We start from the raw sequence: 24,437 nt of genomic DNA, 5'->3' as shown, positions 1-24,437 counted from the left end.
CCTAACGCCAATTCCAAAACGGAATCAATGCCGGAAAATCGCGGCGGGCCACTTTGCCACGGCGGCGGGGCAGCGGCCGGGGAGCGCGCCGTGTTCTTGACGGCCGGTGTGGCGCGGCCGATGGTCGTTGGCTGCCGCGGCTGCGGCAGGGATGGAGAAACGCTGGAATGGCCGATGATCAAGCTGACGTCTGGACCTGCTCGGCGCAGCGACAGGCGCGCGCCAACATCCGCCGATATCTCGACTGGCTCGCTTCGCGCGGCCACAGCTTCTCCGGCTATCACGATCTCTGGCAGTGGTCGGTCGACGACGTCGCCGGGTTCTGGCGTTCGATCTGGGATTATTTCGAGGTCATGGCCGACGGCGAGATCGGCGAGGTCGTCTCGCGCGATCCGATGCCGTGGACGCGCTGGTTCACGGGGACGCGGCTGAACTTCGCCGAGCACGTGCTGCGCCACGAGTTGAGCGGCAGTCCCGATCGAGCGATGCTGCATCACGGCTCGGAGCTGCGTCCGCTGGCGGCCGCGAGCTGGGGCGAAATCGCAGGCCGCGTGCGGCGGCTCGCCACGTCGCTGCGCGAGATGGGAATCGGCAAGGGCGACCGGGTCGTCGCCTACATGCCGAACATTCCCGAAGCCGTCATCGCGATGCTCGCGACCACGGCGATCGGCGCGGTGTGGTCCTCGGCGGCACCGGAATTCGGCGCGCAGACGGTGATCGACCGCTTTTCGCAGATCGCGCCGAAGCTCGTCTTCGCGGTCAACGGCTATCGTTACGGAGCGAAGGATTTCGACCGCATCGGCGATCTCGAGACGATCCTCGCGGCGCTGCCGAGCGCCGAGATGCTGGTCATGCTCGACTATCATCCGGCCGCGCGCAAGGCGCCGGAGTTTCGTGGCGGCATTCGGGCGTGGCCCGACCTGCTCGACGGTCCGGCGATCGCGCGCGACGCATTTCAGTTCGCACGCGTCGCATCGGATCATCCGCTCTGGGTGCTGTTCACCTCGGGAACGACCGGCCTGCCGAAGCCGATCGTGCACAATCACCACGGCATCGTGCTCGAGCACTACAAGTCGGCGGCGTTTCATTTCGAGATCGAGGCGGACGGCACGCTGTTCTTCTACTCGACGACAGGCTGGATGGTCTGGAACACGCTGATGTGGGGGCCGCTGATGAACGGCACCTCGGTGCTCTATGACGGCCATCCGAGCCATCCGGACGCGCGGCTGGTGTGGCGGCTCGTGGAAGCCGCCGGCGTGACCGTGCTCGGCATCAGCCCGAGCTACATCCAGCTGGTGCGGCAGCAGGGCGTCGTTCCGGGCCGCGAGTTCAATCTGGAGCGGCTGCAGTCGGTGATGCTGGTCGGATCGCCATCGACACCGGAGGTGTTTCGCTGGGTGCACGAGGCGGTCAAGCCCGAGGTCTGGGCCTCCTCGCAATCCGGCGGAACGGAGTTCTGTTCCGGTCTGCTGGCCGGCTCGCCGCTGCTGCCGACGCATGCTGGCGAGATCCAGGCTCCGGCGCTCGGCGTGGCCGCGGTCGCGTTCGACGATGCGGGGCGCGAGATCATCGACGAGGCCGGCGAACTCGTCGTGCGCGCGCCGATGCCTTCGATGCCGCTCTGCTTCTGGGGCGATGCCGATTTCGTCCGGTATACGGACAGCTATTTCGGCGTCTATCCGGGGGTCTGGCGCCATGGCGATCGTGTCCGCTTCAACACGCGCGGCGGCTGCCACGTCTTGGGCCGTTCCGACGCCACGCTGAACCGTCATGGCGTGCGGATCGGCTCGGCGGAAATCTACCGGACGATGGAGGGGATTCCCGGTATCGTCGACAGTCTCGTCATCTGCATCGAGCAGCCGGACGACGGCTTCTACATGCCGCTGTTCGTGCAACTCGCCCAGGGCATCGAGCTGACGGACGGGTTGCAGGACGAGATCCGCCGGCGGCTGCGCCACGAGCGCAGCCCGCGGCATGTCCCCGACGTCATCATCGGCGTGCCGGAAATCCCGATGACCCTGACCGGCAAGAAGATGGAGGTGCCGGTCCGTCGACTGCTGCTCGGCGACGCTCCGGACAAGGTCGCGAGCAAGGATGCCACCCGCAACCCGGCGGCGCTGGACTGGTTCACGCAATTCGCGGCGGCACGGCGAGGCGGATGACAGGGGCGAGCGTCAGCCCGATGAGGGACAGGCCGGACGGCTGGAGCGTCCCGGCATCTGGGCCTACACGTCGACGTTCGCCGACAGCGAGTTGTCCTGGATGAATTCGCGGCGCGGCTCGACGACGTCGCCCATCAGCTTGGTGAAGATGTCGTCGGCCTCGTCGACCTCCTTGACCCTGACCTGCAGCAGCGTGCGGGCCTCGGTGTCGAGCGTGGTTTCCCAGAGCTGTTCCGGGTTCATCTCGCCCAGACCTTTGTAGCGCTGCTGGGTGACGCCCTTGCGGCCGGCATCGATGACGGATTCGAACAGATCGACCGGGCCGTGGATCACCGTCTGGACGTCGCCGCGGCGCAAGGTGCCGGGCTTGGCATAGGCCTCCTGCAGGCGGGCCGCATAGTCGTCGAGCTTGCGGGCATCCGCCGAGGCGAGCAGCGCGTCGTCGATGACGGCGACGTCCTTGACGCCGCGCACGGTGCGTTCGAAGGTGAAGCCCTGGCCCTCGAGGAAGTGACCGATCCAGCCGCGCTCGACCTCGTCGGCCAGCACGTCGAGCCGTTTCGCGATGTACTCGGCCGCGGCGTCCGCGGTCGCCAGGTCGCGGGTGATATCCGGCCGCAGCACGCCGGCGATCGCGGCCTGCTCGACGACCTTGCGATCGTAGCGGCTGTGCAGATTGCGCAGGATGTTGCGGACGATCCGCGCTTCCTCGACCAGCCCCAGCAGGTCGCGGCCCTTGCGCTCCTCGCCCTCGGCGGTCTTGAACACGCAGTCGTCGAGCCCGGTGCCGATCAGATAATCCTCCAGCGCGCGCTCGTCCTTCAGATACTGCTCGGACTTGCCGCGCATCACTTTGTAGAGCGGCGGCTGCGCGATGTAGAGATGGCCGCGGTCGATGATCTCGCGCATCTGCCGGTAGAAGAAGGTCAGCAGCAGCGTGCGGATGTGGGCGCCGTCGACGTCGGCGTCCGTCATCACGATGATCTTGTGATAGCGCAGCTTGTCGATCGAGAACTCGTCACTGATGCCGGTTCCGAGCGCGGTGATCAGCGTGCCGATCTGCTCGCTCGACAGCATCTTGTCGGGGCGCACGCGCTCGACATTGAGGATCTTGCCGCGCAGCGGCAGCACCGCCTGGAATTCGCGGTTGCGGCCCTGCTTGGCGCTGCCGCCGGCCGAGTCACCCTCGACGATGAACAGCTCGGACTTGGCCGGATCCTTCTCCTGGCAATCGGCGAGCTTGCCGGGCAGCGAGGAGACGCTGAGCGGGCTCTTGCGGGTCAGCTCGCGCGCCTTGCGCGCGGCCTCGCGTGCCGCCGCGGCCTGGATCACCTTGCCGACGATGGTCTTGGCCTCGCCCGGATGCTCCTCGAACCAGGCGGCGAGCGCCTCGTTCAGAACGTTCTCGACCACGGGACGCACTTCCGAGGACACCAGCTTGTCCTTGGTCTGCGACGAGAACTTCGGATCTGGCACCTTCACGGAAAGAACGGCGGTGAGACCCTCGCGACAATCGTCGCCGGTCAGCGCGATCTTCTCCTTCTTCGCATTGGCCTCGGCATAGCCGTTGACCTGGCGCGTCAGCGCGCCGCGGAAGCCGGCGAGATGGGTGCCGCCGTCACGCTGCGGGATGTTGTTGGTGAAGCAAAGCACGTTCTCATGATAGCTGTCGTTCCACCACAGCGCAGCTTCCACGGTGATGCCGTTGACCTCCGAGCGCACCATGATCGGCGCCGGAACGATCGCCTTCTTGTTGCGGTCGAGATATTTGACGAACTCCTCGACGCCGCCGTCGTAATGCATCTCCTCGCGCTTCTCGACCGCGTGGCGCATGTCGGAGAGCACGATGTTGACGCCGGAATTGAGAAAGGCGAGCTCGCGCAGGCGATGCTCGAGCGTCGCATAGTCGTATTCGACGTTCTTGAAGGTCTCCGTCGAGGCCAGGAACGTCACCTCGGTGCCGCGCTTGCCCTTGGCCTCGCCGACCACCTTCAGCGGCGCAATCGCATCGCCATGGGCGAACTCGATGAGATGCTCCTTGTCGTCACGCCAGACGCGGAGCTGCAGCTTGCTCGACAGCGCGTTGACGACGGAGACGCCGACGCCGTGCAGGCCGCCCGATACCTTGTAGGAGTTCTGGTCGAATTTTCCGCCTGCGTGCAGCTGGGTCATGATGACCTCGGCCGCGGACACGCCTTCGCCCTTGTGGATGTCGACCGGAATGCCGCGGCCGTCGTCGCGCACGGTGACCGAATTGTCCGGATTGAGGATCACCTCGACCGCGGTGGCGTGGCCGGCCAGCGCCTCGTCGATCGCGTTGTCGACGACCTCGTAGACCATGTGGTGCAGGCCGGAACCGTCATCGGTGTCGCCGATATACATGCCCGGGCGCTTGCGCACCGCGTCCAGGCCCTTCAACACCCGGATCGATTCTGCGCCGTACTCGTTCGCGGTTGCAGGCTCGGTGTCGGCGATGGTTTGCCGGGCGGGTTCGGTCATGTGGGGCCTTCGGAAGGGTGGTCGAATCGGCATCGCAAACCGCATGCCGAGAGCGCTCTTTCTCTCACGAAAGAAGCCACGCGCCTAGCGCAAAGTGGCCCTTCGTAAGACATTGAAGAGATAGCGTTTTTTAACGGTTTTTCAAGGCCTGGCGAGGGTCGTTTTCGTCCCCTCCGAAAGCCGGATTCAGGCCATTCCCGCGGCTGGTTTTGAGGCGTGCGGCGGGGCGCTTTCGCGTGCGATTCAGGGCACGAGTCCGGTATGACCCCGGGGGGATCCCGACCAACGGCCGAAGGCGTTACCGCCGCGCGCTGATCCGTCCGGCCTCGACGTCGAAGATCTCGCCGAGCTCGCGTAGTTCGGCAAACGCCGCGGGGTCGGCGCCGGTCAGCCATACCTGGGCACCGAGCGTGCCGAGCTCGGCGAACAAAGCGGTGCGGCGGCCGGGATCGAGATGGGCGACGATCTCGTCGAGCAGCAGCATCGGCACGATGCCGGTGGTCTCGGCGACCAGCGTCGCATGCGCGAGGATGAGGCCGATCAGCAGCGCCTTCTGCTCGCCGGTCGACGCGTCGCGCGCCGGCATGTTCTTCGGTGCGTAGACGACATGGAGATCAGTGAGATGCGGCCCGTCGAGCGTGCGGCCCGCCGCGGCATCGCGCGCGCGATTGTCGCGCAGCATCGCGCGGTAGCGGTCCTCGACGGCAAGCGCCGGCTCGCTCAGCAGCGCATTCTCCATCCAGCCGTCGAGCGCGATCTCGGCGGATGGGAACGCCGAGGCTTGTCCGCGCTGGCGCAGCATCGCAGCGAGCTTCACCGCGGTCTGGCCGCGGCTCGCGGCGACGGCGACCGCGAGCTCCGCAGTCTCGCGCTCGATCGCGCCACACCAGTGGTCGTCGAAATTGCGCACCTCGAGCAGCCGGTTGCGCGAGCGCAAGCTGCGCTCCAGCGCCGACACGCGGCTCGAATGCTCGCTGTCGATCGCGAGCACCAGGCGGTCGAAGAAGCGCCGCCGCTCCGAGGCCGCGCCCATGAACAGGCCGTCCATCGCAGGCGTCAGCCACACCATGCGGATGTGGTCGCCGAAGGCGGCTGCCGAGCCCACCGGCTCGCGGTCGATGCGGCAGCGCCTGGTGGTGCTGGCGTCGCTGCGCGGCGGCTCGATGCCGGTGCCGAAGGTCGTCAGCCCCAGCGCCCCCTCGACCTCCGCCGAGACCGCCCAGGAGCCGTCGCCCTGGTTGTCGGCGACATCCTCGAGTGTCGCGCGGCGCAGGCCGCGTCCCGGCGCGAAGAACGAGATCGCCTCCAGGCAATTGGTCTTGCCGGCGCCATTGGCGCCGACCAGCGCAACCATGTCCGCCTGCACGCTGACGCTGGCAGCGCGATAGCTGCGAAAATGCGTCAGCGCGAGGCGGTGGATGCGGGAGGGGGTCATGGGAAATCTAGGCCACACATTCGAAATCCCCTCTCCCCTTGCGGGAGAGGGTGCCGCCGAAGGCGGCGGGTGAGGGGTATCTCACGGCTCGCTCAGCTTCGTGAGGATGTCCTCTTGAACGGCGGTCGAATTGTACAGCACGTCGTTGTTCCAATAGCGAACGATGCGAAATCCTGCAGCTTTCAAGATCGCGTCTCGCTCGGTGTCTTTCTCGTTGTCAGCATGCTGGCTGCCATCGATCTCGATGATCAGGCGCTTTTCGAAGCAAACGAAATCGAGGATGAATTGCTCTACGGGCGCCTGACGACGGAATTTGTATTTCTCAAACCTGCGATCACGTAGCAGTCGCCACATGGCCGCTTCGGATTCGGTCGGCTGACGTCGCATCGTCTTGGCGAAGCCGCGGATGCGTGTGGATGTCGTCCGATGGCTCGGTGATCGTGGAGGCATACCCCTCACCCGCCTCGCTTCGCTCGGCACCCTCTCCCGCAAGGGGAGAGGGGATTTTCGTCGTGTGGCTCGTCCCAAGCGTTGCGTGCAGCGCGCCTCACACCCGCATCGGCATCAGCACGTACAACGCATTCCTGTTGTCGCGGTCCTGGATCAGCGTCGGCGAGCCTGGATCGGCAAGCCGGAGCACGGCGACCTCGCCCTCGATCTGGGCGGCGATGTCGAGCAGATAGCGCGAGTTGAAGCCGATATCGAGGGCATCCGCGGCGTACTCGACCTCGAGCTCTTCGGTCGCGCTGCCGGAATCCGGATTGGTCACCGACAGCACCAGCTTGCCGGGCGCCAGCGCCAGCTTCACGGCGCGGCCGCGCTCGGAGGAGATGGTGGAGACGCGATCGACGGCGGCGGCGAAATCGGCCTTGTCGACGACCAGCTCCTTGTCGTTGTTCTGCGGAATGACGCGACCGTAATCCGGGAAGGTGCCGTCGATCAGCTTCGAGGTCAGCACCACTTGGCCGAGCGTGAAGCGGATCTTGCCCTGCGACAGCTCGATCCTGATCTCGCTGTCATTGTCCTCGATCAGCCGCTGCACCTCGCCGACGGTCTTGCGCGGCACGATCACGCCCGGCATCTCGGCGGCGCCGGCCGGCTGCGGCAGGTCGACCTGGGCGAGGCGGTGGCCGTCGGTGGCGACGGCGCGCAGCGTCGGCTGCTTGGCGGTGCCGCCGGCATGCAGATAGATGCCGTTGAGGTAGTAGCGCGTCTCCTCGGTCGAGATCGCGAACTGCGTGCGGTCGATCAGGCTCTTGATGTCCTTGGCCGGAACCCCGAAGGCGTGCGTCATTTCGCCCGCGGCGAGATCCGGGAAATCGCTCTCCGGCAGCGTCTGCAGGGTGAACTTGGAGCGGCCGGCGCGGATCGCGAGCACCGCGCGCTCGCCGTCGCTCTCCAGCACGATCTGCGAGCCGTCTGGCAGCTTGCGCACGATGTCGTAGAACATGTGCGCCGGAACCGTGGTGGAGCCCGCGGTGGCAGTCTCGGCGGCCAGGGTTTCCGTCACTTCGAGGTCGAGGTCGGTTGCGCGCAGCGACAGCCGGGCGTTCTCGGCGCGGACCAGCACGTTACCCAGGATCGGGATGGTGTTGCGCCGCTCGACCACACGATGGACGTGGCCCAGCGACTTCAGGAGCTGCGCGCGTTCGACGGTCACCTTCATTGCACTTACCCGCCCGTTCCCAACTGATCTCGTCCTGGAATGCCGGCGGGCTAGAGCAGCGCCGCGGCCGATGGCACCTCGCGCCCGAACGGCGCTTGGCCAGCGTCCAGGAGCGTGAGGGGGAGGCGTAAAGTGGCGCGGATGGGGCTCAAGCGCAAGGGATGCGGAGCCGATTTCCCATGTTTCGGCAGGCTCTTCCGGGACCCGGAGGCAGGGGCCGAGCATGACGCCCGAGGGCAGCGTCGAGCCGCCGGGACAATGGCCCGGCTGGGGGCGAACCTTCTGTCCGCTCCCCTGGCCGTGCGTGCCCTCTAATCCTGCAGCTGGCGCTTCAGCGACTCGACTTCGTCGTTCAGCGTGACGTCCTTGCCGACCAGCGCCTCGATCTTGCGCACGGCGTGCAGCACGGTGGTGTGGTCGCGCCCGCCGAAGCGGCGGCCGATCTCGGGCAGCGAGCGCAGGGTCAGCGTCTTGGCGAGATACATCGCGACCTGGCGCGGGCGCACCACGTTGGCGGTGCGGCGCGACGACAACAGGTCGGAGCGGCTGACGTTGTACTGCCGCGCCACGACGCGCTGGATGTCCTCGATCTTGATCCGCTTCGGCTCCTGCGGGCGGACCAGGTCGCGCACCTCGCGCTCGGCCATGTCGAGCGTGACCGGCTGATTGTTGAGCTTGGAATGCGCCAGCAGGCGGTTGATCGCGCCTTCGAGATCACGGCCGTTATGGGTGATGGAGCGGGCGAGATAGTCGAGCACCGGCTCCGGCACGTCGAAGCTCGCATGATGGGCGCGGGCCGCCGCGACGCGCGACTTGAGAATGCCGAGGCGGAGATCCTCGCCGAGCGTCGCCATCTCGACGACGAGGCCGCCGGCAAGCCGCGAGCGGACGCGATCATCGAGGCTTTCGAGGTCGGACGGCGGCCGGTCGGCTGCGATCACCACCTGGCGCCCCGCGTCGATCAGCGCGTTCAGCGTATGGCAGAACTCTGCCTGGGTGGATTTGCCCTGCAGGAACTGCAGGTCGTCGATCACCAGCACGTCGATGCCGCGCAGTGCTTCCTTGAACGCCAGCGCGGTCTGCGATTTCAGCGCCGCGACGAAGCCGTACATGAACTTCTCGGCGGTGAGGTACAGCACCTTGCGCTCGCCGCCGGCGTTGCCGGCCCAGGTGACGGCCTGGAGCAGATGCGTCTTGCCCAGCCCGACGCCGGCATGGATGTAGAGCGGGTTGAACATCACGGGATCGCCGCGGCGACCGTCGGCGACCTGGCGCGCCGCCGCATGGGCCAGCGTGTTGGCGCGGCCGACGACGAAGCTGGCGAAGGTCAGGCGCGGATCGAGCGGCGAGCCGCCGAGCGCGTCATGGCTGGTGGCGAGCGAAGCCGCAGCCGACGCCGTTCGCGTGTCGGCGCTGGTCGCCGGCTTGGCGTCGCTGCGCTCGGCGCGGCGGGCTTCGACGGCGACGGGGGCTTCCTTGACCGGCGTCGCGCAGCGCATCGCGGTGCGAACGGACAGATCGATACGGTGCACCTCCGGCATCTCGGCCTGCCAGCACGACAGCACGCGCTCGGCGTAGTGCGCCTGGATCCAGCTCTTCAGGAAACGCGTCGGCACCGACAGATGAACGCTTTCGTCCTGGACGGCTTCGAGGTCCATCCGCGCAAACCAGCTCGTATAGACATCCTCGCCGACGGTCGAGCGCAGCCGACCCTTCACGCGAGACCAGCGTTCCTGTTCCGAATTTGTCATGGCAGTCGCAACTTTTCGAATTGAGTGGTGGTGTCGTGTGATCGCCGGGCAGGCGTCCCGTGGAAGGACGCGTCTCCCGCAGCGAGACCTCGAGCGGAGGCTCAACTCCAGACATGGCTTACCGTTCGGCGCGAGCGCCGTTGGGCTGATCAATGCTGGTGAAGAAAACTACTCCGCGAGGTCAGCGCATACTCGGACGAGCGGGAGGGCCGATGGCCGTGCTGGCGATGGCCGTGCTGGTCGTACCGGTCACTTCAGTGCCGACCGCCAAAGTGCCGACCGCCAAGGGTGCGTGATCCGGAACCAGCTTATGGTGTGTGCCCGCAATTTGTCCGTAAAGCATGCAACCTCCCCGCCCTGCCGTGATTGCTCACGGCAAGTTGTCATCCCAATGCCGCCGCGTCCGAACCCCAAGATTCAGCCGCACCGCCGTACATCCCGTCCAACTTGTCCACTCGGTGAGCGAAGCCGCCACGAGCTCCGGCCGGGTCGACCGATGTCGTATTTCTCTTGTTCAAAGCGGCGCAACGATGATGCTGCGCCCGAGAAATTTCGACAAAGTTCGGTCGTTCCCCATATTGCTATGGGTACAGATCCGGCCATCGCTTTGGAAAGCGTCGCCAACGCGCACACCGCCGCCGATTTGCACGTCCGCCCCGTTTCTAAAACCGCGCTGGTCTCAAGATCGTGGGCGCCGCGAGTGATTAAAGAAATACACGATGCGTCGGGACTCGCAATCCATAAGATCGGAGCACGCGTGACGAGTCTTCGCAGCGGTTGCGACGCGGTGTTGCGCGTTAAGAAAGCAACGTTTTGAATCATCGCGAGGAATCTCGGATGTGACAAACAACATCGTCTGCCCAAAATTTCTTCATAATTTTTTTATGTTTCGACCGGCCTCACCCGCTTTTCCAATCACTTGGTCGCGCTATGCGCTTAAGTCATTTTCGAGACGATGTTTTTCGCGATTGCCGGACGCGGGTAACTCCCGCGATGCGCGGTGCGTGACGTGAACGACGCGCCGCGCTCACTTGACATCGCTGCGCAAGCGCGACGCGCAGAGTCTTCGCTGTTTCAGGTGAGACAATATTGTCACCGCGTAAAACTACGGAACGTCACGTAGGACTACGGAACAATGTCAGGCGCGTATGACGTCGCGCATCCTCCAACACGCGCAGATCGCATTCGCGACGCGATATCGCCATCAAATAGAAGGCGCGGCGAGGACCGAATGTGCTCCGGCGCAATGCGCAAAAAGAAAAGCCCGGCGCGAGCCGGGCTGTTTGCATCTTGATAGTTCGCCAGTGGCGCGGTCGCGTTACTTCGCGAGCTTGGCGATCTGATGCGTGAGGCGCGACACTTTGCGGCTCGCGTTGTTCTTGTGAATGATGTTGCGCTGCGCGGCGCGCATCAGCTGCGGCTCGGCGTTGGCCATCGCCTTCAGCGCAGCCTCGCGGTCGCCCTTCTTGATCGCGTCCTCGACGGAGCGAACGGCGCCGCGCATCTGGGTGCGGCGCGACTTGTTGATGATGGTGCGGCGGGCAATCTTGCGCGTCGCTTTCTTCGCGGAGGTCGTGTTGGCCATGCTCTCAAATATCCTTCGGCGGCGAGCAGTCGCCGCTCTTGCGGGTACGCGCGCGGCCCGCTTGACGCGGCCCCATCGACGCGGTGGGTTGTTCGGACGCCTCTCTGAGAATGCCATGACCGGAGCGGATGCTCGGCGGATCGGCGCTGCTCAAAGAACAGCGGCGGCGGGATTGCGCCCACCGCCAATGGCGACCTTATAGGGGCAGGCCTGCCGAGCGTCAACGGTCTCGGAGCGCCCGCGGCGGCCGGAATCGACCAAAACCCGGTTCTAAGCCCCTGACGAGGTTGAATTTCTGCGGGGGCCCCGCTATGGCCTTGCTGCCCGCAAGGGCGTGCGAGAGAGGGCAGGTGAGGCATGATCCGCGGTTTTTTCCGTCTGGTAGGGCTGTTGCTGCTGGCCGGAAGCTTCATCTTCCTGGTCTATGACGGCGCGCGCTGGGTGGCGGACCAGACCCTGCAGTTCACCCGTTTCGGCCAGCTCTGGAACGACGTCCACCAGGCGAGCCAGGCCGCCTTCAAGGCCTGGATCGAGGCCAAGGCCCCGTTCTTGTGGGAGTGGATCGTCAAGGTGTTTTTGGACCAGCCGGTGTTTGCGGTGCTTGGACTGCTTGGAATCCTGCTGATGCTGCTGTTCCGGCCGCGCAAGCCGCTGATCGGCTATGGACGCGACTGAGCGCGGCGGTTCGTCTCGCTGCACCGGCAGCTGTATGCTGGCAGCATGCCGCGGGAACCGCTGGCGCGGCGTAACAGCGCTACTGCTGGACCCGTAGAGCCCTATATATTCCCCCTGACGAGAGGTCATCGCGCCGTGGGCCGTCCCGCGGGCGCTGGCCATGAGCGGAGACATCCCATGTTCTTCATGCGCAAAGCCCCTGTCATGCCGTCTGCCGCCGAGGCGCTGCCCGGCCGCACTCAGCCGATCCCGACCGCCGCCACGCATTTCGTCAACGGTCGCCGCCTGTTGCCGCCCTATCCCGACGGCCTCGCGCAGGCCGTGTTCGGGCTCGGCTGCTTCTGGGGCGCGGAGCGCAAGTTCTGGCAGCTCGGCGACGGCATCCACGTCACCGCCGTCGGCTATGCCGGCGGCCATACGCCGAACCCGACCTACGAGGAGGTGTGCTCGGGGCAGACGGCGCACACGGAGGTCGTGCTGGTGGTGTTCGATCCCAAGGTCATGTCCTACGAGCGGCTCCTGAAGACGTTCTGGGAGAGCCATGACCCGACCCAGGGCATGCGCCAGGGCAACGACGTCGGCACGCAATATCGCTCGGCGATCTACACGTTCAGCGATGCGCAGCGCGAGGCCGCCGAGGCGTCGAAGACGGCCTATGAGTCGGCGCTGCGTGCCAAGGGGCTCGGCGCGATCACGACCGAGATTGCTCCGGCGGGGCCATTCTATTTCGCCGAGGATTATCATCAGCAGTACCTCGCGAAGAATCCGGCCGGCTATTGCGGCCTCGGCGGCACCGGGGTCGCGTGCCCGATCGGAGTCGGCGTGAGCGCCTAGGCCAGCCGCGCGCCGGATCGCGCCGAATATTCTCGGGTCCCTCTCCCACGCGGTGGGAGGGGGATTTTTTTCGAACCGCCTTCACCGCGGCGCGCTTGCGGATGCACGGACTGCACGCGCCAACGGTTTGTTAACCTTAACCGCGCATGACTAACGCACATCCTCATTCAAGGATTGTTCGAGTGCGCGCGTTGTTTGTTCCGGTCATTGCCGTCCTGTCCGCGATCCTGTTGTCGGGCTGCATGCAGACGATCTCCCCCGTCGCTGCCGTCCAGCCGCAGAGCGATCTCGACGCGATGGCCTATGGAACGCCTTCCTCCGGCCCGGTTGCCGCCACCGGGCAGGGCGGGGCGATCCCGGCGCTGCGCAACTCGTTCGCTGCCGCCACTCGCGCGGGCGCCTATGTCGTTCCCGCCGGCTACGTGCCGGCGCGGCGCGACTCCGCCTATCATCTCGACGCCGGCGACAAGCTGCGCGTCGTCGTCTACGGCCAGGAGGGCCTGACCAACACCTATGCGATCGACGCGTCCGGATCGATCACGATGCCGCTGATCGGCAGCGTGCCGGCGCGTGGCCGCACCACCGCCGGCCTCGCCGCCGAGATCACCGCCAAGCTCCGCAACGGCTACATCCGCGAGCCATCGGTGGCGGTCGAGATCGAGGCCTATCGCCCGTTCTTCATCCTCGGCGAGGTGCAGGCGCCCGGCCAATACCCTTACGTGCCCAACATGACGGTGGAGAGCGCAATCGCGATCGCCGGCGGCTTCTCGCCTCGGGCGCGGCGCGACATCGTCACCCTGACGCATATCGATGCGTCCGGAGTCGCGCGCTACGAGGTTCCGCTCGGGACCTCGCTCAAGCCGGGAGATACGATCCAGGTCGGCGAGCGCTGGTTCTGATATCAGCACGTCTCGCCCGGCTACAGGGATGCATTGCCGCCGAGCGGCGCGCTGCTCCATCCGCCGTCATTGCGAGCCAACGGGTCCGCGCACATGCGCGGCCCGATGACAGGCTCCGCGAAGCAATCCAGGGCGTCACGCGCGACTCTGGATTGCTTCGTCGCTTCGCTCCTCGCAATGACGGTGGTGAGGTTCAGCGCAAATGCGTTCCGAGGAACGCGAGGCTACGGGTCCACGCCAGATCCGCGCTCGGCTTGTCGTAGCTCGCACGCTCGTCGCAGCCGAAGCCGTGCTGCGCGCCGGGATAGACGAAGATCTCGACGTCCGGCCGCTTGGCCTTGATGGTCTCGACGTCGCTCAGGGGGATGCCCGCGTCCTTCTCGCCGAAATGGAGTTGGGTCGGCACCGTCGGCTTGTCGACGGCGAAGCGGACGATGGCGCCGCCGTAGTAGCCGACCGCGGCCTTCAGCCCGGTGAGCTTGGTCGCAGCCGCATAGGCGATGCTGCCGCCGAGGCAGAAACCGATGATGCCGACCGGCCCGACATTCCTCACGCCGTCAATTGCGGCCTGGGTGTCGCGCAAAAAGGCCGCCCAATCCGGATTGGCGACGAACTTGCGCGCGACCGCGATCTCGTCAGGCGAATAGCCCGAGGTGAAGCCGGGCTCGACGCGGTCGAAGATCGCCGGCGCGATGGCAACGTAACCTTCGGCGGCGAGGCGGTCGCAGACGTTGCGGATGTGATGGTTGACACCGAAGATCTCCTGGATGACGACCAGCGCGCCCTTTGCAGTTCCCGTCGGATCGACGCGATAGGCGCCGAGCTGGAACCCGTCCGATGCCGTCAGCTTGATGTCCTGTCCCACGTTATGTCCTCTTTGCGGTCGTCAGGCGCCTGTCAGCGCCACATCCAGTTGGTGCCGTAGTCCTCTTTCCAGCCTGTCAGCCGTCCCCTGCGGAATTTCAGGTAGAGGCGGTGATGGTGCGGGACCAGTCCGCTGCCGCCGAGATTGCGCAGTGCCAGAAAGGTCTCGTTGCCGGGCGTGCCGTTCAGATAGATCAACGGCTGCTCCAGCACGCGCGATGTCTCACCGACATCCATGCCGAAGGCAAGCGGCGTGACATTGAATAACGTCGCTGTGAAAGGCGCGTCAGCGACGCCGGGCGTCTGCCCTGCCGCAGAAGGGGTTACGGCCGACAGGCTCGGCAGCATGGCCGCAGCCAGGCACCGCGTCATGCGTATGGATGGTCTCATGGGCTGAAATCTCTTCTCGCTGTCGGCGTTGGCTGCATCTCTTCTTAGCGTGCGCGGTGTCACGAGCCCAGCATCGTTCGCGCTGCACAACGCAAATGCCGTTTCATTTCGCAAGCCGGCGCTCAAATCCCGTTGCGTCGCCGTGGCAACGCGATCATTCTTATGATGGCTGGCATCTATCCGGTGGGTTCCAGCGAATCGATAAAACCGAACTTCGCCGTAAGCGAAGTCGCACGCCGGGCGGGGAAGAAACCACATGCCCAATCTCACCATCAACGGGCGGACAATGTCCGTCGACGCGGCGCACGATACGCCGCTGCTATGGGTCATCCGCGAGCAGTTGCAGATGACCGGCACCAAGTTCGGCTGCGGCGCCGGGCTGTGCGGCGCCTGCACCGTGCATGTCAACGGCGAGGCCGTGCGCTCGTGCCAGACCATGGTCGGCGACGTCGCGAACAAGAAGATCACCACCATCGAGGGGCTGTCGCAGAAGGGCGATCATCCCCTGCAGAAGGCGTGGATCGCCGAGCAGGTGCCGCAATGCGGCTACTGCCAGTCCGGCCAGATCATGCAGGCGGCCTCGCTGCTCGCCAAGACCACGAGCCCGACCAAGGAGGAGATCGTCGCACATATGGACGGCAATCTCTGCCGCTGCATGACCTATTCGCGGATCCAGAAGGCGATCCAGCGCGCCGCGTCCGAGATGCGCACCGCGTCGAACACCAGCGACCGGAGGGCGACATGAACCAGCACGTGAAAGCAGCGCCTTCGATAGCCCCCGATCTCAGCCGCCGCTCCTTCCTGGTCGGCACCGCCGCGACCGGCCTCGTGCTCGGTTACGCCGGCCTCGCCGACAGCGCACTCGCCGCCGCGGCGCCTGCAAACTTCGAGCCCAGCGTGTGGTACGCGATTGCGCCGGACGGCATCGTGACCGTGACCTGCGGCAAGGCCGACATGGGCCAGCACATTGCGTCCACCATGGCGCAGATCGTTTGCGAGGAGCTCGGCGCCGCCTGGAAGGACATGCGGGTCCAGCTCGCCTCCAACGATCCGAAGTTCAACGATCCCGTGCTCGGCGCCCAGATCACTGGCGGGAGCTGGAGCACGATGATGAACTTCGATGCCATGAGCCGCGCCGGCGCAGCCGGCCGCATCGCGCTCACCGAGGCGGCTGCGACCGCGATGGGCGTGCCGGCGAAGGAGCTCGTGGTGCGCGACTCCGTCGTCATGCATCCGAAGTCGAAGAAGCAGATGACCTATGCCGAGATCGTCAAGAGCGGCAAGATCACCAAGAGCTTCACGCCTGACGAATTGAAGGCGCTGACGCTCAAGACGCCCGATCAGTACACCATGATCGGCGTCTCGGTGCCGCAGCTCGACATTCCCTCCAAGACCAACGGCACGGCCAAATATGGCATCGATACGATGCTGCCGGGCATGGTCTACGGCAAGGTCGTCACGCCGCCGGTGCGTTTCGGCGCCACGGTCACGGCGGTCGACGATTCCGAGGCCAAGAAGGTGCCGGGCTTCATCAAGGCGGTGACGCTCGACGACAAGACCGGTTCGACCTCGGGCTGGGTGGTGGCGGTCGCCAACACCTATGCCAACGCCAGGAAGGCGGCGGACGCGCTCAAGATCAGCTACGACAAAGGCCCCTACGCCAATGTCAGCACCGACACCATCATCACCGAGGCGATGCGGCTGCAGGCGCAGGACGATGCCGGGCAGTTCTTCGTCAAGGATGGCGATCCCATTGCAGCGATGTCGGGCGCGGCCAAGGTGCTGGAGGCGGAGTACACCACCAGCATCAACATCCATGCGCCGCTGGAGCCGATGAACGCGACCGCCGAGTTCAAGGGCGATATCCTGCACATCTACTCCGGCAATCAGTTCGCGACCCGCTCCGGCGCGATCGCGGCGGGTGCTGCCGGGATCGATCCGAAATATGTCGTGATGCACCAGGCCTGGCTCGGCGGCGGCTTCGGCCGCAGGCTCGATGCCGACATGATGGTGCCGGCGGTGCAGGCGGCGAAGGCCGTCGGCAAGCCGGTCAAGGTGATCTACTCCCGCGAGAACGACATGACGATGGACTACTCGCGGCCGCTCACCTACCAGAAGGTCAAGGCCGGGCTCGACAGCAACGGCAAGCTGATCGCGCTCAGCCACGACGTCGTCTCGGCCTGGCCGACGGCGCGCTGGGGCATCCCGGACTTCCTGTCGCCCTCGGTCGACAAGAAGGGGCCGCTCGACTCGTTCACGGTCAACGGCGCCGACTTCTTCTACACCGTGCCCAACCACCATGTGCGCGCGATCAAGAACGAGCTCGCGCACAATGCGACGCCGTCCGGGCAGCTCCGCTCTGTGGCGCCGGGTTGGACGTTCTGGGCGGTCGAGAGCATGATCGACGAGATCGCGGTGGCCTCGGGGCAGGACCCGGCGCAGTTCCGCATCGCGCTGCTCGACGGCAAGGGCAAGAACGACGGCGGCGCACAGCGGCTGCGTAACACGCTGCTGGCGGCGATGGGCCTGTCCGGCTACGGCGCGAAGAGGCTGCCGAAGGGCGAGGGCATGGGCGTGTCCTGCGTGTCGTCGCAGGAGCGGGCGACCGCGAGCTGGACGGCGTGCGTCGCCCATGTCGCGGTGGCTGACGACGGCGCGGTCACGGTGAAGAAGCTCACCGTGGCGACCGACGTCGGCACCCAGGTGCATCCCGACAACATCCGCGCCCAGGTCGAGGGCGCGGCGCTGTGGGGGCTGTCGCTGGCGATGTACGAGAAGGCGACGTTGAAGGACGGCGGCATCGAGCAGACCAACTTCGACAGCTACACGCCGCTGCGCATGAGCCAGGTGCCGGAGGTTGCGATCGCCGTCATCGCCAATGGCGAGAAGGCAACCGGCGTCGGCGAGCCCGCGGTGACAGTGGTCGCGCCGGCGCTCGGCAACGCCATCTACAACGCCTGCGGCGCGCGGCTGCGCTCGCTGCCGATCACGTCGGCGGCGGTCAAGGCGGCGATGAAGGCCTAGCGTCGTCGCGCGGCCAGCGCCGTATCTGGGAACCGCCGGAGCCAGTCTCCGGCGGTTGCTTTTTGCGCTGCGGTCAGGTCTCCGCGCCGGACGATTTGACCAATTCCCTTAACCTCTCGCTCACCTGAAACGATACAGCTTGAATGATCGGCTTAAGCCGCGACGAACCCGTATCCCGGTAACTTGCATGAGCAGCAAACCGCAGGGGGCGAGCCCGTATGAGCGCGACAGCCAAGCAGACCGTGACCCAGACCGCGAACAGGCGCCATCTCCTGCTCGCGTCGGATCGCGGTGACCAGAGCAGCGAGCTGGCGCGCATCCTGCGCTCGGTCGGCGACGTCGACATGATGCCGACCACCGAAATCCCCGAGAACCCCGGCAACCGCTTCTCCGGCGTGATCGTCGACATCAACCTGCGCTCGCCGGAGAGCGTGCAGCGGGTGCGCAAGAAGCTGTCGTCGCGCGCCTATAGCGAGGTGCCCCGGCTGTTCGTGCTGGCCGAGGCGCTGCACCACGCCACCATGCAGGCGTGGGCGCTCGGCGCCACCGACACCATCGCGCGGCCGTTCAGCCCCGCCGATGTGCTGCAGCGCATCCGCTCGGCGCTCCCCGCCGACGACGGCTATGACGAGACCGATCGCGGCAAGCTGCTCAATCGCGGCGTCGAGGCCGCGCAGGCCATCATGGTCAAGATCTTCGAGAAGCTGCCCGCCGGCGCGCATCTGACGATGGAGGACATCGTCGCGGCCGAGAACAAGATCCTGAAGGCGATCAAGCACTCGTCCTTGCGCGAATGGATGACCGTGGTCGGCTGTCACCACAACGACACCTACCGGCATTGCCTGTTCGTGACCGGGCTTGCGGTCGGCTTCTCGATTCATCTGGGCATGCGCGACGACGATCAGCGCCGGCTGGTCCGCGCGGCGCTGCTGCACGACGTCGGCAAGGCGTTCATTCCGGTCGCGATCCTCGACAAGCAGGGCAAGCTGACGGCGGAGGAGATCGCGCTGCTGCGCCAGCATCCGCGCCGCGGCTACGAGGCGCTGTGGCGGCAGGGCGGCTTCCCGCCGGAGATGCTCGACGTCATCCTGCATCACCACGAGTTCCTCGACGGCTCCGGATACCCTGACGGGCTGCACAACGAGCAGATCAGCGACATCGTGCGCCTCACCACGATCGTCGACATCTACGCCGCGCTGATCGAGCACCGCGCCTATCGGCCGGCCTTCACCCATGCCCGTGCGTTCCAGATCATGGAGAACATGGGCCCGAAGCTCGACCAGCAACTGCTGCAGGCGTTTCGCCCGGTCGCGATGGGCGCGCATTGACGCGATCGCCTGAGAGCGCATCCATCGCCCGGCGGTAGCTGCTCGACGCAAGTGCATCTCTGCGGAGGCGCACTATCCTACCCGCCAATCGATGAAAGGCGGGAGGAGCAGCATGGGCGCAGCCGAACAGGCCGGCGAGGTCATTCCCGGGCCCATCGCCGCCGCGCTGGTCGATCCGGCCTGCTACGCCGACCACCGCATCCATGATGCCTATCGCTGGCTGCGCGCCAACAACCCGCTCGGGCGGGCCGAGCTCGATGCGTTCGATCCGTTCTGGGTGGTGACGCGGCACGCTGACATTCTCGCCATCAGCCGTCAGAACGATCTGTTCCACAATGCCGACCGTGCGACCACGCTGACCAACAAGGCGGTGCTGGAGCGCGTTCACAAGATTACCGGCCAGCCCAATCTCGTGCGTTCGCTGGTGCAGATGGATGCGCCGGACCATCCGAAATATCGCGCGCTGACGCAGGGCTGGTTCATGCCGGCCAACATCGCCAAATTCGAGCCGCGCATTCGCCAGATCGCGCGTGCGACCGTCGACCGCATGGCGGCGAAGGCCGCGGCCAATGGCGGCGTCTGCGATTTCGTCGCGGACGTCGCGCTCGGCTATCCGCTGCATGTGATCATGGAGATCCTCGGCGTGCCGGAAGAAGATGAGCCGCGCATGCTCAAGCTCACGCAGGAGCTGTTCGGCCCGCAGGATCCGGACACCGCGCGGGTGCGCGAGGCGCTGTCGGCGGAGGTGTTCGCGGCCATGCTGCAGGCCGTGGTCGCGGATTTCGCCGCCTACTTCCAGCGCATCACCGACGACCGCAGGGCCAATCCGCGCGACGATCTCGCCACCGTCATCGCCAATGCCAGGATCAATGGCGAGGACATGCCGCTGCATGACCGCACCAGCTACTACATGATCGTTGCGACCGCAGGCCACGACACGACGTCGTCGTCGACCGCCGGCGCGATCTGGGCGCTGGCGGAAGACCCCGAACAATTCGCGCGCGTCAAGGCCGATCCCGCGCTAATCCCCGGACTCGTCGACGAGGCGATCCGCTGGATGACGCCGGTCAAGCACTTCATGCGCAGCGCCACCGCCGACACCGAGCTCGGCGGCCGCCATATCGCGAAGGGCGACTGGCTCATGCTGTGCTACGCGTCGGGCAATCGCGACGAAGCCGTGTTCGACGAGCCCGACACCTTCCGCAGCGACCGCAGGCCGAACCGCCACGTCGCCTTCGGCTATGGCGCGCATCTCTGCCTCGGCCAGCATCTCGCGAAGCTCGAGATGCGCATCCTGTTCGAGGAGTTGCTGCCCCGCCTCGCGTCGCTGGCGCCGGCGGGGCCGGTGAAGATGACGCAGGCGACCTTCGTCAACGGGCCGAAGAAGCTGCCGATCCGCGTGGAGATGTCTTGAGGTCGGGCCGCTCGATCCTCCTCAATCCAGCAGCTTGCGCAGCTCCGCTTTTGCGACCTTCTCCAGGGTCGAGCGCGGCATCTCGTCGACCAGCCTGACCTCGCGCGGCACCTTGAAGTCGGCGAGCCCGGCGCGGCAGGCGGCCAGTACCTTCTCGGGAAGCTCGTCGTGTGCGATCCCGGGCTGCGGGATCACGAACGCGACCGGCACCTCGTCCAGCATCGGATGCTTCCTGGCGACGACGGCGGTCTCGCGCACGCCGGGCACGGTGATGATCACCTGCTCGATCTCCGACGCCGCGACGTTCTCGCCGCCGACCTTGAGCATGTCCTTGGTGCGATCGCCGAACTTGACGAAGCCGTCGGCCAGGCGCGTGACGCGGTCGCCGGTGAGGAAGAAGCCGTCGGCATCATAGCTCGTGCGGGTCGCTTCGGCGTTGTAGAGATATTCGGCGAACAGCGACAGGCCGGGCACGCCCTTGATGGCGAGGTTGCCGGTGGCGCCGACCTCGGTCGGCCGGCCGTCATCGTCGGTGATGCGGATGGTGTATTCCGGTGCGGCCCGGCCGATCGACATCGGCGCGTTGGGCTGGTCGATCTCGCCGACGATGCCGTGGGTGATGGTCTCGGTCATGCCCCACCAGCCGATGATCTTGATGCCGAACCTGGCAAACGCAGGCGGCTCGGATACCGCCGTGCCCCACAGCCGGAACTTGTGATGCTTCGGCACCTCCTGGTCGAGCAGCGCCTTCATGCAGAACGGGATGGTCGAGGTCCAGGTGCAGCCATGCTCGAGCGCGACGCTCCAGAAGCGGCTCGCGGAGAAGCGCGGCTGGATCACGCAGGTCGCGCCGACCCAGAGCGTGGCCAGCATCGAATAGGCCAGCGCGTTGGTGTGGAACAGCGGCAGATAGGTCTGGTGCACGTCGCCCTGATGCAGGTCCTCGTGCACGGCATTGACCTTGGCGCCCCATAGCGCGTTGGCATGCGTCCACAGCACCGCCTTCGGCCGCGACGTCGTGCCCGAGGTGTATTGCACGCTGCAAGGCGCCAGCGGGTCGGCCGGCCGCCGCGGCCGGTCGGCACTGTCGGCAAACAGCGCTTCGAAGCGCTCGCCGCGTCCCACGGCCGGCGCCTCCGCCTGACCGGGATCGTGCGAGATCACGGCCATCCACTTGAGACCGCGGCAATGCGCCGCGATCATCTCGGCATAGGCCGGCTGGGTGATCGCCGCCACCGCGCGACAGTGCTCGGCGAAGTAGCTCATTTCGGCGGCTGCCGAGCGCGTGTTGGTCGTGACAGCTAGTGCGCCGAGTTCGACACAGGCGAACCAGGCGAGCATCGCCTCGACGCAATTGTCGAGATGGATCAGCACGGCATCGCCAGGCCGGACGCCGCGCTTGACCAGCCCTGCGGCCAAGGCGCCGACACGGTCGTGAAAGGCGCCATAGGTCCAGCGGCGCGCCGGCGCATCGAACGGGGCGGAGATCAGGAACGGATGGTCGCGCCGGGTCTCGCTGCGCAGCTTCAACAGCCAGGGCACGTCCATGCCGTCGAACGGCGTCACCGTGCCCGCTGCCATCGTCGTTCCGTTCATCTTCGCTCCCGCCATTCTTGAGTACGGCCTGTCTCCGGCCGCTTCGTTCTTGTCGTCATCTTTTGCCACCTCGCGCCGCCGCGATCAAATCGGGATTGAACCCGTCTCCGTCTGCGGGCGACCAATGGCGCGGCAAGACACGCCCGGAGGTTTGCATGCAGGCCGAGCCACGACCACGGCGGCTGCCCGATGCGCGCTATTTCCAGATCGCGGCATTGGCGACGCTGCTGGCGATCAATTTCGCCGCGATCGATTTCGGCGCGCGTCCCGCAGCGAGCGTGATCGCGGTCACCATGGCGCTGCTCACGCAGGTGGCCTGCTGCCGCATCGCCGGCGTGCCGCTCGATCTCAAATCGCCGCTGATCACCGGCCTCTCGCTCAGCCTGCTGTTGCGCGCCGATGCGCTGTGGCTGCATGCGGCGGCGGCCATGATCGCGATCGGCTCCAAATTCGTGCTGCGCATCGACGGCAAGCACATGTTCAACCCGGCCGGGCTCGCGATCGTGGGGCTGCTGCTCGGCTCCAAGAGCGTGTGGATCTCGCCGGGCCAATGGGGTACGGAGATCTGGTTCGCGAGCCTCGCCGGCTTCTTCGCGATCCTCGTGCTCAGCGCGTCCCGCCGGGTGGATATCGCGCTGTATTTCTTCGCAAGTCACGCCGCGCTCCTGCTGCTGCGCGCCGCCTGGCTCGGCGATCCCCTGGCGATTCCGCTGCATCAGCTGCAGAGCGGCTCGCTGCTGATCTTCACCTTCTTCATGATCTCCGACCCGCGCACCTCGCCGGACTCGCGCGTCGGCCGGCTGCTGTTCGCGCTGAGCGTTGCGGTCGCGGCGCACTACCTCACCTTCGCCCTGCAGATGCGGCCGGCGCTCTATGTGGCGCTGATCGCGCTGTCGCCGCTCACGCTGCTGCTCGATCGGCTCGTCCCTGAGACCCGCTTTTCCTGGCGTTCATCCGTTCCCGAAGGAGTGTCGACATGACCCCGCGTGACAACAAGCTCTTCCGCACCGGCGTCGCGGCTACCGCGATCCTGGCCAACGCGGCGATGGCGCCGGCGAATGCCTTCTGCGGCTTCTATGTCGCCCAGGCGGATGCAAAACTGTTCAACCAGTCGTCGAAGGTCGTGCTGGCCCGCGACGGCGAGCAGACCGCGATCACGATGGCCAGCGACTTCGAGGGCGACGTGAAGGAGTTCGCGGTCGTCGTTCCCGTGCCGACCTTCATCGAGCGCAAGCAGATCGGCGTGGTCGAGCCGAAGACGATCGATCATCTCGACAAATACACCGCGCCGCGGCTGGTTGAATATCATGATGTCGACCCTTGCGCGCCGGTCGTCGTTGCGGCGCGGGTCATGTCCGCGGCGCCAATGATGGCAGGCGCCGTCTACGAGATGGCCCGGCGGAACTATGGCGTCACCGTCGAGGCCAGCTACGACGTCGCTGAATACGACGTGCTGATCCTGTCGGCGCAGGAGAGCGACGGCCTGACCCGCTGGCTGACCGACAACGACTATCGCATCCCGGCGGGCGCGGAGTCCGTGCTCGGCAGCTACATCAGGCAGGGCATGCGGTTCTTCGTCGCCAAGGTCAATGTCGAGCGGATGAAGGGACTGGGGAACGGCCAGCTCCGGCCCCTGCAGGTACGCTACCGGAGCGCCAAGTTCATGGTGCCGCTGCGGCTCGGCACGGTCAATGCCAGGGGACCGCAGGACCTCATCATCTATGCCCTGACGAGGAGCGGCCGCATCGAGGCGGCCAATTATCGCACGGTGAAGATCCCATCCGACATCGATGTCCCGCTCTATGTGAAGGACGAGTTCGGGCCGTTCTACAAGGCGCTGTTCGAGCGCGCCGTCGCGCGTGAGAACATGCAGGCGGTGTTCGTCGAATATGCCTGGGACATGGGATGGTGCGACCCCTGCGCCGCCGATCCGATGAGCAACAGGGAGCTGGTCGAGCTCGGCGCGCGCTGGATCGGCAGCGACGATGACGCCTCGTTCCGCACCACGCGCCGTGGCGGCTCCGATGCCTACGCGACCCGGCTGCACGTGCGCTACGATGCCAAGACGTTCCCCGAGGACATCGTGTTCATCGAGACCAAGGACCGCAGCAATTTTCAGGGCCGCTATGTCCAGCACCACCCCTGGCGGGGCGAGGCGTCCTGTCCAGCGGCGAAGACCTACCAGGACAATCTCGCCGCACGCTTCGCCAGGGAGGCGACGGATCTCGCGCAACTGACCGGATGGTCGCGCAGCGAGATCGCCGCCAAAATGGAGAAGAGCGGCGAGACCGCGAGGCAATGACCTCGGCGTGGCC

The 24,437-nt window shown here is 66.1% G+C and carries 20 protein-coding genes; 11 read left to right on the top strand and 9 right to left on the bottom strand.

All coding sequences use genetic code 11. The annotated features are described in order from the left end of the window. Positions 1-167 precede the first annotated feature (167 nt). Positions 168-2,162 carry an acetoacetate--CoA ligase gene (locus tag ACQR1F_RS24070; protein WP_434913987.1) on the top strand — a complete coding sequence of 665 codons (1,995 nt, stop codon included), beginning with the start codon at positions 168-170 and terminating at the stop codon, positions 2,160-2,162. Between the two features lie 63 nt (positions 2,163-2,225). Here the strand turns inward: ACQR1F_RS24070 and gyrB are convergent, their stop codons facing one another. From gyrB to dnaA, 5 genes are all read right to left on the bottom strand, one after another. Continuing rightward, positions 2,226-4,661, bottom strand: a complete 2,436-nt coding sequence (gene gyrB / locus ACQR1F_RS24065) for a DNA topoisomerase (ATP-hydrolyzing) subunit B (RefSeq protein WP_316215340.1) — start codon at positions 4,659-4,661, stop codon at positions 2,226-2,228. Between the two features lie 298 nt (positions 4,662-4,959). After that, positions 4,960-6,096, bottom strand: coding sequence for a DNA replication/repair protein RecF (gene recF, locus ACQR1F_RS24060; RefSeq protein ID WP_316179095.1), 1,137 nt, complete (start codon positions 6,094-6,096; stop codon positions 4,960-4,962). Positions 6,097-6,177: 81 nt separating this feature from the next. Then, the gene (locus ACQR1F_RS24055; protein ID WP_316179097.1) at positions 6,178-6,546 is read right to left on the bottom strand and encodes an endonuclease domain-containing protein; all 369 of its coding nucleotides are present in this window, start codon (positions 6,544-6,546) and stop codon (positions 6,178-6,180) included. Positions 6,547-6,643: 97 nt separating this feature from the next. Further along, entirely contained in the window at positions 6,644-7,762 is a 1,119-nt protein-coding gene (gene dnaN / locus ACQR1F_RS24050; protein ID WP_315803888.1) for a DNA polymerase III subunit beta, read from the bottom strand. Positions 7,763-8,073: 311 nt separating this feature from the next. Then, on the bottom strand, positions 8,074-9,513 hold the full coding sequence (gene dnaA, locus ACQR1F_RS24045) for a chromosomal replication initiator protein DnaA (RefSeq protein WP_315803887.1): 1,440 nt from the start codon (positions 9,511-9,513) through the stop codon (positions 8,074-8,076). Positions 9,514-10,009: 496 nt separating this feature from the next. Between dnaA and ACQR1F_RS24040 the strand changes: the two genes are divergently transcribed. Then, complete coding sequence (locus tag ACQR1F_RS24040; RefSeq protein WP_315803886.1) at positions 10,010-10,330, top strand: hypothetical protein; 321 nt, start codon at positions 10,010-10,012, stop codon at positions 10,328-10,330. Positions 10,331-10,831: 501 nt separating this feature from the next. Here ACQR1F_RS24040 and rpsT read toward each other — a convergent pair. Next, a complete protein-coding gene (rpsT, locus tag ACQR1F_RS24035; protein ID WP_012047584.1) occupies positions 10,832-11,098 on the bottom strand; it encodes a 30S ribosomal protein S20 in 267 nt (88 codons plus the stop codon). Between the two features lie 357 nt (positions 11,099-11,455). On the opposite strand from rpsT, the gene ACQR1F_RS24030 reads away from it, so the two are divergent. From ACQR1F_RS24030 to ACQR1F_RS24020, 3 genes are all read left to right on the top strand, one after another. Beyond that, complete coding sequence (locus tag ACQR1F_RS24030) at positions 11,456-11,773, top strand: hypothetical protein (protein WP_315715027.1); 318 nt, start codon at positions 11,456-11,458, stop codon at positions 11,771-11,773. A gap of 177 nt (positions 11,774-11,950) precedes the next feature. Then, a complete protein-coding gene (gene msrA / locus ACQR1F_RS24025) occupies positions 11,951-12,607 on the top strand; it encodes a peptide-methionine (S)-S-oxide reductase MsrA (protein ID WP_315803885.1) in 657 nt (218 codons plus the stop codon). A 182-nt stretch (positions 12,608-12,789) separates the two neighbouring features. Next, positions 12,790-13,506 carry a polysaccharide biosynthesis/export family protein gene (locus ACQR1F_RS24020; protein WP_434913986.1) on the top strand — a complete coding sequence of 239 codons (717 nt, stop codon included), beginning with the start codon at positions 12,790-12,792 and terminating at the stop codon, positions 13,504-13,506. A gap of 193 nt (positions 13,507-13,699) precedes the next feature. On the opposite strand, the gene ACQR1F_RS24015 is transcribed toward ACQR1F_RS24020, so the two are convergent. Beyond that, positions 13,700-14,371 carry a dienelactone hydrolase family protein gene (locus tag ACQR1F_RS24015; RefSeq protein ID WP_434913985.1) on the bottom strand — a complete coding sequence of 224 codons (672 nt, stop codon included), beginning with the start codon at positions 14,369-14,371 and terminating at the stop codon, positions 13,700-13,702. 32 nt (positions 14,372-14,403) lie between these two features. Continuing rightward, the gene (locus tag ACQR1F_RS24010) at positions 14,404-14,718 is read right to left on the bottom strand and encodes a hypothetical protein (RefSeq protein WP_410051940.1); all 315 of its coding nucleotides are present in this window, start codon (positions 14,716-14,718) and stop codon (positions 14,404-14,406) included. A gap of 298 nt (positions 14,719-15,016) precedes the next feature. Here ACQR1F_RS24010 and ACQR1F_RS24005 point away from each other — a divergent pair, with 298 nt between their 5' ends. The 4 genes from ACQR1F_RS24005 to ACQR1F_RS23990 all read left to right on the top strand — a co-directional run bounded on the left by ACQR1F_RS24005 (position 15,017) and on the right by ACQR1F_RS23990 (position 20,526). Beyond that, positions 15,017-15,505: a (2Fe-2S)-binding protein gene (locus tag ACQR1F_RS24005; protein WP_315735504.1), complete on the top strand. Its 489-nt coding sequence runs from the start codon at positions 15,017-15,019 to the stop codon at positions 15,503-15,505. After that, positions 15,502-17,784, top strand: a complete 2,283-nt coding sequence (locus tag ACQR1F_RS24000; protein ID WP_434913984.1) for a molybdopterin cofactor-binding domain-containing protein — start codon at positions 15,502-15,504, stop codon at positions 17,782-17,784. Before ACQR1F_RS24005 ends, ACQR1F_RS24000 begins: the two co-directional genes overlap by 4 nt. A 218-nt stretch (positions 17,785-18,002) precedes the next feature. Then, the gene (locus ACQR1F_RS23995; RefSeq protein WP_434898927.1) at positions 18,003-19,112 is read left to right on the top strand and encodes an HD-GYP domain-containing protein; all 1,110 of its coding nucleotides are present in this window, start codon (positions 18,003-18,005) and stop codon (positions 19,110-19,112) included. A 112-nt stretch (positions 19,113-19,224) separates the two neighbouring features. Continuing rightward, a complete protein-coding gene (locus ACQR1F_RS23990) occupies positions 19,225-20,526 on the top strand; it encodes a cytochrome P450 (RefSeq protein ID WP_434898926.1) in 1,302 nt (433 codons plus the stop codon). Positions 20,527-20,547: 21 nt separating this feature from the next. On the opposite strand, the gene ACQR1F_RS23985 is transcribed toward ACQR1F_RS23990, so the two are convergent. Continuing rightward, positions 20,548-22,122 (bottom strand): AMP-binding protein, encoded by a 1,575-nt coding sequence (locus tag ACQR1F_RS23985; protein ID WP_434898925.1) that lies wholly within the window; start codon positions 22,120-22,122, stop codon positions 20,548-20,550. 155 nt (positions 22,123-22,277) lie between these two features. Here ACQR1F_RS23985 and ACQR1F_RS23980 point away from each other — a divergent pair, with 155 nt between their 5' ends. Together ACQR1F_RS23980 and ACQR1F_RS23975 are read left to right on the top strand one after the other, a co-directional pair. Next, positions 22,278-23,102, top strand: coding sequence for an RnfABCDGE type electron transport complex subunit D (locus tag ACQR1F_RS23980; RefSeq protein WP_434898924.1), 825 nt, complete (start codon positions 22,278-22,280; stop codon positions 23,100-23,102). After that, positions 23,099-24,424 (top strand): DUF2330 domain-containing protein, encoded by a 1,326-nt coding sequence (locus tag ACQR1F_RS23975; protein ID WP_434898923.1) that lies wholly within the window; start codon positions 23,099-23,101, stop codon positions 24,422-24,424. The genes ACQR1F_RS23980 and ACQR1F_RS23975 overlap by 4 nt, the downstream gene beginning before the upstream one ends. Positions 24,425-24,437: the final 13 nt, after the last annotated feature.

Source organism: Bradyrhizobium sp. HKCCYLS3013 (assembly GCF_051167615.1).
Lineage (GTDB): Bacteria > Pseudomonadota > Alphaproteobacteria > Rhizobiales > Xanthobacteraceae > Bradyrhizobium.
The sequence above is the reverse complement of the archived record's forward strand: the minus strand, read 5'-3'. Positions and strand labels throughout refer to the sequence as shown.